Raw genomic sequence first — 12,966 nt, 5'->3', positions numbered from 1 at the left:
TGTTTTTTTAGTTACTTTAATGTTTCAACGAATGCCAAGACCATTTCAGCGGAACGCTTGCCAGCTTCTAAGATAAACTCATCAAAAGAGACGGTTGCTGCGTGGTCGGCGGTGTCGCTGATCGCGCGCACGATCAAGAAAGGAATATTGAATTGCTGCGCGGTCTGTGCGATCGCGGCGCCTTCCATCTCACAAGCCAAGGCATCTGGAAAATGTCCTAAAATCTCCTGTACTTTTTGCGGGTCATGAATGAAGCTGTCACCGGTAACGATCAGTCCCTTTTTCACGGTATGATGAGTCGCTTCTGCGGCTTTCGTCATCTCACTGATCAAATAGCGGCTGGCTTCATAATACAAAGGCATCCCGCCAGGCAGCTGGCCATATTCATAACCAAAGCCCGTCACATCGACATCAAAATAGGCCACTTTATCTGAAATCACTAAATCCCCTACTTGTAAGCCGGCACCGATCCCACCAGCTGATCCAGTATTGATCACCATATTGACCCCGTATTGTTGGATCAATAAACTAGTAGTGATCGATGCCAGAACTTTGCCGATACCTGAACGAACGACGATCACTTCATGATTGCCGATACTTCCTGAAATAAATAGTGCGCCGCCGCGTTCCCAAGAAAGCGGTGAAATCAACTGTTCCCGCAACGCCTTGATTTCTTCCTCCATTGCACCAATAATACCAATTTTCATGTGTTTGCCTCCTGCTTCTCGTTTATTTTTCACCCTTTAAAATGAAAAACAACAGAAATTCCCACGTATCTACTGACGTGTTTTTCTCCTTTCATGATAAACTAGTTTTGACGAAACGAACAGTTTTTTGTCATTATAAAAGGAGGCACTTATGTCTGAAATTTTCAACGCCATGGCAGCAAAATACGATACCCCTGAACGGATCGCGTTAGCACAATTAGTCACCCAAACCCTTGAACCTTATTTTAAAGACAACCAGCATCAAACTCTGATCGATATCGGCGGCGGTACCGGCCTAGTAAGTCTGCCCTTAGCAGCTTATATCCAGCACTTAGCCATCTGGGATACTGCCCCTAACATGATCGAGGTTTCTGAAAAAAAAATCAACCAACTGCAGCTGGCCAATGCTTCTGCAACTGTCCACGATCTGCTGCAAGAATCCTTACAAGCAAAAGCAGACGCGGTGCTGCTATCCCTCGTCTTGCTGCATATTCCTGACACAGCCGCTATGATGGAAAAACTATACGCCTTGCTAAAGCCAGGAGGAACCCTTTATCTAGTGGATTTCCTCAAAAACCCCGCCGTGTCTCACCCGCTCGTTCATAATGGGTTCGATCCTGCCGCATTGACTCAACTGGCAGAGACGACTGGGTTTATTACCACTTCCTTTAACGTTTTTCATGAAGCGGATCATTTGTTCATGAATCAGCCAGCTGCCATGTTTTTAGCTATTTTGAAAAAGCCGACCGAATAACAAAAAAGCCGCACTTGCAGAAGATGCAGGGGCGGCTTTTTCTTAGTACTAGAAGAATCACAACAAAAAGATCGCTAAACCAACGACGACTAACAATAAAGTGACGATCACAATGGCTTTCATTAAAAAACGGTTCAGATCCCGAGATTTCTGGTTCTCACCGGCACGGGTCTTCGTGATTTCTTTGTTTTTCTTGCGCACTTTTCGGTAGTGGTTATCAATTTGTTTTTCTTTTTGTTTCCATTCTTTCTTGCTTTGCTTTTCTACGATTTGCTGATTGCGTTCAGCTGCCGCTTGTTCTTCTTCGCGTCTGCGTCGAAGCTCACTGCGGGTGATCAATGGTTCTTTAGGCAAGTCCGTTCCTCCGTTTCAATTCCAGCAACTCCCAAAATTGGATCGCAAACACGGTCTTCGCATCACAGATCGTTCCATCAGCGATAGCGGCTTGTGCTTGCTCTAAGGTCAATTCATAGACTTCCAGCACTTCATCTTCGTCTTGCGGTAAGGGATTTGTCACTTTTTCCAGCTCTTTGGCATAATAGACGTGCAAGAGCTCATTAGCAAAGCCTGGTGAAAGGTACATAGAAGAAACGTGCTCCAGCGTTTTTGCACGATAGCCGGTCTCTTCTTCTAATTCCCGGGCGCCAGTCAAATCTGGACGAGCGCCTTCTCCTGGATCAATTTTTCCTGCTGGTATCTCTAAAATCACTCGCTCTAACGGTTTTCTGAATTGGCGAACAAACAGCATTTTGTTCTCACTTGTCAAGGCGATCACGGCAACACCACCAGGATGAAAGACTAGTTCGCGTTTACTGGTCCCGCCATTTGGCAAGGAGACATCATCAACGACCACATCAATGATCTTGCCATGGAAAATTTCATTCCGTTGGATCGTTTTTTCTTCAAAATCTTTAAATTCTAACATCTATCGACACCTAACTTTCCTCATACGTCTTATCTATCAAACACTTTAGCATAATTTAGAAAAAATATCTTCTTAAGAAATAGCAAGAAAGCTTATGAATTTACTAAAAATCGGAAAATCCACCCCAAGTCTGATATTTTTCTTTTAGTGAACATGCTAAAATAAAGATGTCGAATAACCCAATCTACTTGTCCAAGAGATTTTTAGGAGGAGGAAAAATGAAAAAAAACATCTGGCTGATCGTTGGTGCGATCGTCCTCATCAGTATTATTTTTAACGTAGTAGGCGATTCATTTGCGAGCCTATTATTAATCGTCGGTGCAATTTTAGTCTACGTCGGTATTAGAGGGCGTAAAGTTCCAGCAGCCGACCCACAAGTTTTGCCTTCTTTAACGAGAGAACGAGAAGCCCATTACTTGAAAAGCGGAATGACTGCTCGTGAGATCGAATTGTTCCGTGAAACGATGAATCAGACGAAACACCAAATCGATAAATACCAAAAAAATATCACTAGTAATAACAAGTTAAAAGCCATTGACTTGCGTCACGATGCCTTGCGTGCCTCAAAAGCTCTTTTCAAAGAACTCGTGAAAGAACCGACCAAACTGCCTTTGGCAAGTCATTTCCTTTATACACACTTGCCCAACATGGTCGATTTGACCGATAAGTTCATTGAAATCAATAGCCATGAGATCAAAAGTCGGGAGACCTATGATAAAATCGAGGAAAGCACCCAAATCATCGAGCAAATGGCTTCCTTGATCGCCAAAGACTACTCCCAATTTGTAGCAGACGATCTTGATGACATGGATGTTGAGTTATCCATTGCCAAACAAAGCATAAAACGAGATAATGAATAGGGATAGATTCTGATTGGCAACAAGAAAAGAATCTAAAAAAAATCTAGCCCAGGCTAGATTTTTTTCGAAAGCAGACAATTATTAGGAGGAGTTATTATGAGTGAAACACCAAATCAAGTAAAACCCGTAACGGATACGCTTGACGATTTATTGAACAACCCATTTTCAACCCCTGTCGACACTTTGACCACCACTCAACAAGCGGAAATCAGTCAGCTGAAAGAACAGCAAACGGCACCGCGTTTGATTGATAAATTACCGCCAGAGCGTCAAGCACAGGCCCAAGAATTAGCCAGCAAAATCGATGCGACCGACCAGCAAGCGGTCATCACCTATGGTGCAGCTGCCCAAACCAAACTTGGGGAGTTTTCCCAATCCATGTTGAACCATGTCCAAGCAGCTGATATCGGCCCTGTGGGCGACTCATTGACGGAGTTGATGTATCGCTTGCAAGAAGCCAATCCAGACGAACTGCGTGCAGGGGAAGGCAACTTATTCAAGCGGATGTTTGGTAAAGTAAAACAATCCATTTTTGAAATCACCGCTAAATACCAAAAAATCGGTGCCCAAATCGACAAGATCGCCGTCAAATTGGATAAAGAAAAAGACGGTTTGCTAAAAGACAACATGATGTTGGAACAGTTGTATCAAAAGAACAAAGATTACTTTGATGCATTGAACATCTACATTGCCGCTGGCGAGTTGAAGATGCAAGAATTGCAAACCAAAATCATTCCTGAAGCCATGAAAAAAGCAGAAGAAACGAATGATCAAATGGACGTACAGATCGCCAACGATTACACGCAATTTCTTGATCGTTTAGACAAACGGACTCATGACTTGCGCTTGGCACGTCAAATCACGATCCAACAGGCACCGCAAATTCGCCTGATCCAAAACACGAACCAAGCGTTAGCAGAAAAAATCCAAGCTTCTGTCAATACAGCGATCCCACTATGGAAAAACCAAGTGGTCATTGCCTTGACTTTATTGCGTCAAAAAGATGCAGTTACGGCACAACGCCAAGTTTCTGAGACCACCAATGATCTATTGAAGAAAAACTCAGAAATGTTGAAAGTTTCTGCTATTGAAACAGCGAAAGAAAACGAGCGCGGCATCGTCGATATCGAAACCTTGCAAAAAACACAAAACGACCTTGTGGAAACGATCCAAGAAACATTACGGATCCAAAAAGAAGGAAAAGAAAAACGTCGTGCTGCCGAAGTGGAATTGGGTCATCTAGAAGAAGACTTGAAAGACCGCTTATTGGATTTAACCAGCAACAAGTAAATTTCACCTATCAAAAGAGGACTTCCATTCATGGAGTCCTCTTTTTTTGAAAAATTTTATTTAAGTGAAAGCCGCGATCCAATCTCAATGAAATAAAACTTCAAAGTGATTGACGCCGTCTTGATCCACCGTCAAACTGATTTGCGCCTGCAGCATTTCTGTGATGGCTTTGGCTATGGCTAAACCTAACCCATAGCCACCGTCTTGATGGTTGCGAGAAGGATCCCCGCGGTAAAAGCGATCAAAGACATAGGGAATTTTTTCTTCAGGGATCGGGCAACCACTGTTAGAGACTTGCAGCACCGTTTTTCGTTGGCGTTCAACGAGTGCCACTGTGACGGTTTCTCCAGTAGGTGTATATTTCAAGGCATTGTCTACCAATATCATGGTCAATTGCCGCAAGGCTTGCTCATTGCTTTCAAGACTCACCTGTTTAGCGATCTGTTCCTGATAGTGGATCCCTTTTTCCAGTGCAATGGCCTCCATGCTTTGATAAACACTTTGCACGACTTGACTGGCATCGATCACCGAACGCACGACTTCTTGCTCGGCACTTTCGAATTTGGTCAGCATCAATAAGCTATTTACTAGCTCATCCATCCGTTCGGAACCTAACTGGATGTTTTCCAGCCATTTCATTTGGCTTTCCAAGGTTTCTTCTGGACTGCCAGCTAATACCTCAGCATTGACTTGAATGATCGCCAGTGGTGTTTTCAACTCATGGGAAGCGTTAGAAACAAACTCTTTTTGTTTGCGCCAAGCCAGCTCAACTGGTCGTAAGGCTCGATTGGCGACATAAAAGCTAGCGATATAAATACTGGCTAAGGCTAAGACCCCGATGAGCAAAAGCGTGGTTCTTAAGTTGCTTAGACTGGTTTTGTAGTCGGTGACATCAAAGAACAGCACTTGATAAAATGGCTCGTAATTATTGATACTGGTGGAATATTCCCCCGTCGAATCATGATTGATCGAATAATGACTAAAGGAAGTCACCAAAAAGAGCGCATACCGCCAATTTCGGCCATTTACCTTCACTTCGTTAGGGATCTCCCCTTGTTTCGCCGCTGCATCGACCAATGCTTCATAAAGCTCGTTTTGATCGACGCTCTCATCAATACTTTGAATCACAACATCCATTTGATCCACGTCGACTAGAGCGATTTCTCTGAACTCACTGGTACTATTCGTGATGGTCAACATCATTGGATACTCAGGTTCTGTCAGTGATTGCCGTACTTCCTCCTCATCCAACGGTACCGCAGCTAAGGTGTTGGCTTCTTGCGAGATCAATGATTGGATCTCGTTTTCAATTTGGGTGGCATTCAAAATATAGATAAAGGTAAAAGCACCTAAGACAATGATTGAGATCAACACCATATTGAACCACAGCATTTTATTCCGTAATTTTTTTAACATAGCGGCTCCTTGCTCTGCAAAATATACCCCGCATTGCGGATCGTACGAATGCCGATATCCGCTTCTAGCAGCGTCAGTTTTTTTCGCAGCAAAGATACATAGATCTCAACGCGGTTTTCTTCCACATCGGGATCAAAGCCCCAAATCTTATTGATGATGGTTTCTTTTGATAAAATCACTTTAGGTCTGGATAAAAATAGCTCCATCAGTTTCATTTCTTTGGGTGACAGCACCACTTGATTGGTCGTCGTAGCCAACTGCAGCTCATTACGCGCCAAGACCACGTTGCCAAATGCTAACTGGTCTTCTTGATAATCCAAGTCTTTTCTTCTACTTAATGAACGAATCCGTGCCAGCAGCTCTTTCATTTGAAAGGGTTTCGTCAAGTAATCATCTGCCCCTGCATCCAAGCCGAGCACTTTGTCATCGACTTCGCTTTTGGCCGTCAACATAATGATCGGCGTGCGAATATTTTGCTTGCGTAACGTCTTTAGCAATGTGATCCCATCGATTTTTGGCAGCATGATATCCAAAACGAGAAGGTCATACACCCCACTTGCTGCGTAGTCCAACCCAGTCTCGCCATCATACGCCAAATCAACGGAATAATGCTGTTTTTTCAATAAGCTGGCAACCGCTTCTGCGATCGATGGCTCATCTTCTACGAATAAGATCCGCATCGGTCAGTCCCCCTTTTACACTCATCATTTCTTTTTTTCAATCACTTTTCGGTAAGCACAATCATTCCTGTAGGATCATTCCAATTGTTCTCCAATAAACCGTTCTGTTGAAACGATCCGCACGTGTTCGCTGGATTGATGAATCCACATGTGTAGCAACAATGCTACCATACCGCTTAACAAAAAGACAAACAGCTTTTTCCTAAGGTCTTGAAAATTCTCTTGATGACGCATGGGTTTCCTCCTTTTTGCAGGTCATCGATAAATCCGCTCGGCTATTCTGGATCAGTAGCCGCTGGGGCTGTCTGATTGCCTAAGCTGATATCGAAGGTGATCGTATCTTCTAACGGTAAAAACTGATTGAACTTGCTCATCCCCACGATTGTCCCGTAGGGTTCTGCTGAATTGACATAACGGACTTGATAGCTGATGTTCGCCCCTTTTGAACGGAATTCATCAAAGAAGAGTTTTTGCAGATCCCCTTCAAGGAGCTCGCTTCGACGGTAATCTTTGATATACGGTTGACCTGCTGAATAGACGACTTCAATGCCTTGGTCATCTTTGCTGGTTAAAACGGTCCCGGCGGTCTCACTTTGCGAGATCAATTGTCCGTAAGGCAGACTCTGAGTAAACTGCATCCGCATCCGCACAGTGACACCCTCAACAGCGGCCTGGGCATCATCTGGTAAAATCGTTGAAAAGTCTGGTACGGTGACCCCTTTCCCTAGAGAAATCGTTACTTGAAACGCATCCCGTTTCGCGATTTTTTCTTTTGGTGCCACGCTTTGTTCAATGACTTTGCCTTCTTCCACAGTATCCGAAGCCTGTTCTTTGATTTCAAGCTCCAGCTCATGGGCTTTCCCCCATGTTTCTACCTCTGCACGGGTTTTATCACGAAAGTCTGGTACTTCAATATCTTTTTCAAAGGTTTCTTCGCCTTTGGAATAAAAGACTCGTCCGACATCTCGACGATGATAGTTTTCTTGCGAGACTTCTTTATTAGTAAATTCTACTCGAATCGGTGCTTTTTCCTCGATCTCATCGTGGTATTCATCGACGATCGTCAAATTGCTGGCTTGATTTTTTTCGATCCACTCTGCTGCCTCGTCCCTCGTCATTTCCATAAAGTCTGGCAATGCCAATTTCTCTTCTGGATCTGGGCCTTGGCTCACCGTTAGATGCAGGGTGCTTCTTTTTCTGACTCGACTTCTGGCGGCTTCTTCTTGGGCGATCACTTGATTGGCTGGGGCTTCATCATAGGCAGGCGTCACATCGATCGCAAGATCATGTTCCGCCGCCCATTCCCTGACTTCTGAGATCTCTTTGTCCACAAAGTTATCCAGTCGGACGTACGCCAATTGGAAAAATAAAAAGCCGCTGAGTAGAAGTAGTCCGAGTAATGCACCAAGCCCCAGCAGTCGTTTTTTCCGCCGTTTCTTTTTGAAGGAGGGATCGTGTTCGATCCCCTCTTCTAAAGAAGCTGAACCTTTTTCTTTGCGGGAAGCACGGGAAGAAGGTGCTTTAGCTGTAGCTGATTCCTTGTCTGGCTCTTTCGGTTCTTCTTCAAACTTCGATAAAAAATCACTCATAGGCCGTCAACTCGCCGTTTTTCAAATAAAAGGTCTGATCCGACTGCTTGGCAATTTCAGTCGAATGCGTCACTACGATGATGCACTTGTTGTGTAAAGTAGCTAAATCTTTAAAAATATCCACGATTTCTTGCTCCATGCCTTCATCCAAATTTCCCGTCGGCTCATCGGCTAAAATGATATCAACATTGGTCGCTAAGGCACGAGCGATGGCGACCCGCTGTTGTTCCCCACCGGAGAGCTGATTGACGAAACGATCAGCTTTCGTGGAAGTGATTCCGATATAATCCAACAAGCGATACGCAATTTGATCGTGTTGATCGGGGAGTTTGTTGTCTGAGATCGCCATCGAAACAAGGACATTTTCTAATGCCGTCAAATATGGGATCAAGTTGTAACTTTGAAAAATCAAACTGATCTTGTTGCGGCGATACTCTTCATAGCCGATCGTTTTGATATTTTTTCCTTCAAAAAATACTTCCCCATCGGTTGGTTGATCCAATGCGCTGATCAAGGAAAGAAAGGTGGTCTTTCCAGAGCCTGATTTCCCTAAAATCGTGTAAAATTTACCTTTTTCAAAGGAGATATTGGTTTTATCTAAAATCTTCCGACGATTCTCACCATCTTGGTAGTAATACGTCATCTCTTTGGTTTCTAAAATTGCCATGTTCTTCGCTCCTTACAGCATGATTTTTTTCGGATTCAAACGCAGAATATATAATAGCGGCACCACTGCCGAAAGCAAGATCGTCACGATCCCGGTCGCTAAAAAGGCAATGATATAAGGCAAGGTGTATTGAACGCGAAACGCTTCGTTGATCGTTGCTTGATCGATTTTTGGTACGCCCGCAACGCCCACAAAGAATTGCTCCACCCCTGCTTGATTTGCCTCTAGCATACTGCTGGATAACAAAGATTCAGAAACCATCTTGCCCAGCATATTCCCTGTGACCAAGGAGATCAGCATTGCACTGACACCAATCAACAGGAGTTCGAGCACGATTTGTGCAAACACGTATTTCCGTCGTTCCCCTAACGAAAGGTAGATGCCTAACTCATATTTACGATCTCGGGTAAACAAGACAATGACCAAGGAGATAATAATCAAGGAAGCAATCACCGCAATCACTACGACATATGAGGAAATCTGTGATAAGCGATTCATGCTGGTTCCCACGCGGTCATACTCATCCGTAGATGCATTGACCTTATAGCCATTTGGCAAGAGCGGTGTCACCTCTTGTTTGAATTGCTCTGCATCTTCTGGTTGATTCAAAATAAATTGCGGGGTGAAGTAATCTTCACCCGAACCGAAATCTGTCGCTGGAAACGCCGCTTGCTGTCCCGCACGTTCCTCTTCAACAATCGTTTTCACGGCATCATTCGGCATATAGATACGATTGAAGGGCCGGTCATCAAATGCAAATGAGCTGACCATGCCATCTTGTCCTTGATCGTTCGCTTGTTCTAAGCTGGTATTTTTAAAGATCCCGACGATTTCGATTGGGTAATCATTGCCTTTTTGCTTCTCAGGGTCCATCCCTGACGAATAATCGACAAACTGTCCATCTAAGACCATAGTGTCTCCCACGGTCAAGCCGTTTTCCTGAGCAAGCTCTTCAGAAATCAAACCGACACGTTTTCCCGTACGCTGCTCCTCTTCGTTAAAGAAGCGACCTTGCGTTAAATTCACCGTATCCTCTTCAAAATCTAACGGCTGTAGGAGATTGGTTCCTGTTAAATAGACCGCAGAAGGCATGCCCCCAACGATCATGACATTCTCATCTTCCTCTTGTGGGCTGAAACTATAGGGTTTGAAGTTTTCAACAGCAATCACTGTTTCTCGTAAATAATCGTACTGCTTGACTTCGGAGCGTTCACCGATCTGCTTGATCAGCTCCTCTGACAGCGGCTGAATCTCCTCCATTCTTGCGCCGCTATCACTATTTGCCATCAACGCTTCATAATCGATCTCAATCGTTGCCAGTGAGCCTAATTGGTTTTTGATCTGCTTTTCGACATTTTGAGTCGATTGATTGACCGCAATTGCGCCAGCGATCACATTTCCTAATATCAGAATAACAGCAAACAATATCGCAGATTTCCCTCGCTTTCTCGTCACACTCAGCCATGCTCGTTTCATATAATTCACTTGCCAACATCCTCTCTTTTTTTCTCTAACAAAAGCATACTGGATGAACCTTTAGTGAATCTGTCATTTGCAAATTTTTTCAAAAAAAGCAGAATCGTAGGGAACTTTTGATAAAAAAGACTGTTGTTTCAATAATCGACTCAAGCAATCATCGGAATGTGAATGACAAAAGAACATACCTCCCAAAAGATTTCTTTGGGAGGCTTTGCTATAGTTAACAAAAAAAGACAAAGACCACATCTGGGTCTTTGTCTTTTCGCTATCTTATTCGTCGATTTTCTCATTTAATTCACTGTTACGATAGCCATATACAAAATAGATCGCGATTCCGATCACTAAGGAGATCCCAAAAACGATCCAGGTCGCCGTTTGCAGACGGGTCATCAAGAAGAGACAGCTGGCAACGGACAACAAAGGCAATAACGGTACCAGGGGTACTTTAAATTCACCTTTAGCAGGTGGCCCCATCATCTTCCGCAGCTTGATGATCCCTAAGGACATTAAGATCATATAAGACAATGCCGCAATGTTGGTCAATTCTGCCAAGATATTCAACGGGAAAGCTGCCGCAAAGAAGAAAGCAAAAACACCAGCGATGTAGGTCGCTTTCTTTGGTGTTTTATGCTTAGAATCGATGGCTTGCATGGCTTTTGGCAATAACCCATCTTTACTGATGGCATATAACAGACGCGCCAAAGAGTACATCATAGCGATCGTCACTGTTAATAAGGTCAAGATCGCCCCTACGGAAATGATTGATCCGACCACTCCATGACCGACATAACGCATCGCAAAAGCCACCGGATCATTGACTCCTAATTCAGCAAACGGCACGATTCCCGTCATGATCAGTGTGACAATGATATAAAGGACTGTTGCGATCGCAATGGACCCAATGATCCCCCGAGGGACATTTTTCTTTGCATCTTCAACTTCTTCCGCCGCCATTGCGACGGCATCAAAGCCAAGAAAAGCAAAGAAGACTAACGCTGCACCATTAAAAACGCCTGAAAAACCAAAGGGCATAAAGGGCTGCCAGTTGCCTGGTTCCACGAAAAAGGCACCAAAGACGATAAACAAGAGGATCACGCCGAATTTCACCCATACCATGGCATTATTCAAACGCAACGCTTTTTTCGCTTCTTGGCTGACCCACAAGGTTACGAAAATAATGACTAAACCAGCAATCAGATCAATGTAGGTCCCCTTACTTGGATCATAACCGCCCGTCAAAGCGGTTGGTAAATGGATATCCGCACTGGCCAAGAAGCCTTGCACATAGCCTGACCAGCCAGATGCCACCGAAGAAACGGCCAATAAGAACTCGCAAATCAAAAACCAGCCTGCCAGCCACGCGGTAAATTCACCAAAAACGACATACAGATACGAATAGGCGCCCCCTAAAACAGGGATCCGAGAAGCAAATTCCGCAAAAGAAAGCCCTGATAACACAACAACGATACCAGCTACAACAAAGGAAAGAATCAATGCCGGTCCGGCATACTCAGCAGAAGCAGTCCCTGTAACAACAAAGATACCTGTGCCGATAATGGCGCCGATCCCCAACATAATCAAATCTTTTAACTTCAACTCTTTTTTTAAATTCGTCACACTTTCCCGTTGTATGACTTTTTTTCGAAATAAATCCATAACTCCTCCTCAAAAATATAAGTTTATGTTGCTTTCATATACCCCAGCAAAACACCACCGATAATCACCAGCAGACAACCAATCACCACATAACGCAGTTCTTTCTTGGTTTTCTTTTCGCCGAGAATAAAAATCCCGCCTAGCGTTGAAATGATGATCCCCATCTGCGACAATGAGAAGCCCACCGCGAGTCCGACTTGCTGAACCGTGATCAGCATGCAGACATTTCCGATGCCCCATAACAACCCTGACAAAGCATTTTTCCCTACAAAACGGTCGACCTTCGTCTTCCTTAAAGCAAATAGGCTGGCACCGATCAGCATCCCGACACTTTGTGGCAAAATGATCGCCAAGGGGTCCAATCCTGCCCAAGTAATCAAAATCGTATAGGCGCCGTAACCGATCGTTGATGAGATCAATGCCCGAAATCCTTTAGGAAAATCAAGCATCTTGCTGCCAGCTTCTACCGGACTTTCGCCATCTTGACGAGCGGTCAGATACGCCCCGATCACCAACAAGATCAATGCGCTAACACCTAGTGCATAATCGCGGGTCTGTGTCCATTCTGCAAAAAACAATGCACCTGCGACTGTATTTAAAATCAGCTGCATGCCGGTTGAAAGCGGCAGTCCAACAGACACACCTAAATATTTCATGCCATGGAATTGACCGTTTTGACCGACGGACCAAAAAAGACCAGACAAAAGACCGATCAAAATCACCTTTCCATCAATCACTGGCATCGTCACAAAAAATACGACCAGCGAAAAGAAAAAGGCACCAATCGTCATTCCTAGCGTTTGCTGGTTCGCATCCCCGCCAAGTTTGGCACTTACTAAACCAATGCTGCCCCACGCAAACATTGGTACTAATGCAACGAGTATCTCCATTTCATTCATCCTTACCATTCAATTTTAAACACAGGCTTTAGTGTATCAGTGAA

Annotated in this window: 14 protein-coding genes; 3 read left to right on the top strand and 11 right to left on the bottom strand. The window is 44.2% G+C overall.

The window, feature by feature from the left end; all coding sequences use genetic code 11:
- Positions 1-11 precede the first annotated feature (11 nt).
- Positions 12-707, bottom strand: a complete 696-nt coding sequence (locus tag Q1X33_RS10895) for a 5'-methylthioadenosine/adenosylhomocysteine nucleosidase (protein ID WP_005227823.1) — start codon at positions 705-707, stop codon at positions 12-14.
- A 151-nt stretch (positions 708-858) separates the two neighbouring features.
- On the opposite strand from Q1X33_RS10895, the gene Q1X33_RS10890 reads away from it, so the two are divergent.
- Positions 859-1,461: a class I SAM-dependent methyltransferase gene (locus tag Q1X33_RS10890; RefSeq protein ID WP_005227821.1), complete on the top strand. Its 603-nt coding sequence runs from the start codon at positions 859-861 to the stop codon at positions 1,459-1,461.
- Between the two features lie 57 nt (positions 1,462-1,518).
- Here Q1X33_RS10890 and macP read toward each other — a convergent pair whose 3' ends face one another.
- The gene (macP, locus tag Q1X33_RS10885; protein WP_005227820.1) at positions 1,519-1,815 is read right to left on the bottom strand and encodes a cell wall synthase accessory phosphoprotein MacP; all 297 of its coding nucleotides are present in this window, start codon (positions 1,813-1,815) and stop codon (positions 1,519-1,521) included.
- Positions 1,808-2,386 carry an NUDIX hydrolase gene (locus Q1X33_RS10880; RefSeq protein WP_005227818.1) on the bottom strand — a complete coding sequence of 193 codons (579 nt, stop codon included), beginning with the start codon at positions 2,384-2,386 and terminating at the stop codon, positions 1,808-1,810. Before Q1X33_RS10880 ends, macP begins: the two co-directional genes overlap by 8 nt.
- Positions 2,387-2,604: 218 nt before the next feature.
- Between Q1X33_RS10880 and Q1X33_RS10875 the strand changes: the two genes are divergently transcribed.
- Entirely contained in the window at positions 2,605-3,246 is a 642-nt protein-coding gene (locus Q1X33_RS10875; RefSeq protein WP_010749055.1) for a 5-bromo-4-chloroindolyl phosphate hydrolysis family protein, read from the top strand.
- Between the two features lie 96 nt (positions 3,247-3,342).
- Positions 3,343-4,536: a toxic anion resistance protein gene (locus tag Q1X33_RS10870; protein WP_005227814.1), complete on the top strand. Its 1,194-nt coding sequence runs from the start codon at positions 3,343-3,345 to the stop codon at positions 4,534-4,536.
- Positions 4,537-4,620: 84 nt separating this feature from the next.
- On the opposite strand, the gene Q1X33_RS10865 is transcribed toward Q1X33_RS10870, so the two are convergent.
- The 8 genes from Q1X33_RS10865 to Q1X33_RS10830 all read right to left on the bottom strand — a co-directional run bounded on the left by Q1X33_RS10865 (position 4,621) and on the right by Q1X33_RS10830 (position 12,913).
- Complete coding sequence (locus Q1X33_RS10865; RefSeq protein WP_086295765.1) at positions 4,621-5,952, bottom strand: cell wall metabolism sensor histidine kinase WalK; 1,332 nt, start codon at positions 5,950-5,952, stop codon at positions 4,621-4,623.
- On the bottom strand, positions 5,946-6,632 hold the full coding sequence (locus Q1X33_RS10860; protein WP_005227810.1) for a response regulator transcription factor: 687 nt from the start codon (positions 6,630-6,632) through the stop codon (positions 5,946-5,948). The genes Q1X33_RS10865 and Q1X33_RS10860 overlap by 7 nt, the downstream gene beginning before the upstream one ends.
- Positions 6,633-6,707: 75 nt before the next feature.
- A complete protein-coding gene (locus Q1X33_RS10855) occupies positions 6,708-6,866 on the bottom strand; it encodes a hypothetical protein (protein WP_005233508.1) in 159 nt (52 codons plus the stop codon).
- Positions 6,867-6,907: 41 nt separating this feature from the next.
- Complete coding sequence (locus tag Q1X33_RS10850) at positions 6,908-8,221, bottom strand: PASTA domain-containing protein (protein ID WP_005227808.1); 1,314 nt, start codon at positions 8,219-8,221, stop codon at positions 6,908-6,910.
- On the bottom strand, positions 8,214-8,888 hold the full coding sequence (locus Q1X33_RS10845; RefSeq protein WP_005227805.1) for an ABC transporter ATP-binding protein: 675 nt from the start codon (positions 8,886-8,888) through the stop codon (positions 8,214-8,216). The genes Q1X33_RS10850 and Q1X33_RS10845 overlap by 8 nt, the downstream gene beginning before the upstream one ends.
- A 12-nt stretch (positions 8,889-8,900) precedes the next feature.
- Positions 8,901-10,364 carry an ABC transporter permease gene (locus Q1X33_RS10840; RefSeq protein WP_034869202.1) on the bottom strand — a complete coding sequence of 488 codons (1,464 nt, stop codon included), beginning with the start codon at positions 10,362-10,364 and terminating at the stop codon, positions 8,901-8,903.
- 273 nt (positions 10,365-10,637) lie between these two features.
- Entirely contained in the window at positions 10,638-12,023 is a 1,386-nt protein-coding gene (locus Q1X33_RS10835) for an APC family permease (protein ID WP_005227800.1), read from the bottom strand.
- Positions 12,024-12,046: 23 nt separating this feature from the next.
- Entirely contained in the window at positions 12,047-12,913 is an 867-nt protein-coding gene (locus tag Q1X33_RS10830) for a GRP family sugar transporter (protein ID WP_005227798.1), read from the bottom strand.
- Positions 12,914-12,966: the final 53 nt, after the last annotated feature.

It is taken from the genome of Enterococcus sp. B2E4 (assembly GCF_030499455.1).
Lineage (GTDB): Bacteria > Bacillota > Bacilli > Lactobacillales > Enterococcaceae > Enterococcus_D > Enterococcus_D casseliflavus.
This window is presented reverse-complemented; position numbering and strand designations above follow the sequence as displayed.

Coding starts and splice junctions, on each gene's coding strand:
- Q1X33_RS10845 (WP_005227805.1), bottom strand. CDS start 8,888: ATGGCAATTTTAGAAACCAAAGAGATGACGTATTACTACCAAGATGGT.
- Q1X33_RS10890 (WP_005227821.1), top strand. CDS start 859: ATGTCTGAAATTTTCAACGCCATGGCAGCAAAATACGATACCCCTGAA.
- Q1X33_RS10880 (WP_005227818.1), bottom strand. CDS start 2,386: ATGTTAGAATTTAAAGATTTTGAAGAAAAAACGATCCAACGGAATGAA.
- Q1X33_RS10865 (WP_086295765.1), bottom strand. CDS start 5,952: ATGTTAAAAAAATTACGGAATAAAATGCTGTGGTTCAATATGGTGTTG.
- Q1X33_RS10875 (WP_010749055.1), top strand. CDS start 2,605: ATGAAAAAAAACATCTGGCTGATCGTTGGTGCGATCGTCCTCATCAGT.
- Q1X33_RS10870 (WP_005227814.1), top strand. CDS start 3,343: ATGAGTGAAACACCAAATCAAGTAAAACCCGTAACGGATACGCTTGAC.
- Q1X33_RS10835 (WP_005227800.1), bottom strand. CDS start 12,023: ATGGATTTATTTCGAAAAAAAGTCATACAACGGGAAAGTGTGACGAAT.
- Q1X33_RS10895 (WP_005227823.1), bottom strand. CDS start 707: ATGAAAATTGGTATTATTGGTGCAATGGAGGAAGAAATCAAGGCGTTG.
- Q1X33_RS10860 (WP_005227810.1), bottom strand. CDS start 6,632: ATGCGGATCTTATTCGTAGAAGATGAGCCATCGATCGCAGAAGCGGTT.
- Q1X33_RS10850 (WP_005227808.1), bottom strand. CDS start 8,221: ATGAGTGATTTTTTATCGAAGTTTGAAGAAGAACCGAAAGAGCCAGAC.
- Q1X33_RS10855 (WP_005233508.1), bottom strand. CDS start 6,866: ATGCGTCATCAAGAGAATTTTCAAGACCTTAGGAAAAAGCTGTTTGTC.
- Q1X33_RS10840 (WP_034869202.1), bottom strand. CDS start 10,364: ATGAAACGAGCATGGCTGAGTGTGACGAGAAAGCGAGGGAAATCTGCG.
- Q1X33_RS10830 (WP_005227798.1), bottom strand. CDS start 12,913: ATGGAGATACTCGTTGCATTAGTACCAATGTTTGCGTGGGGCAGCATT.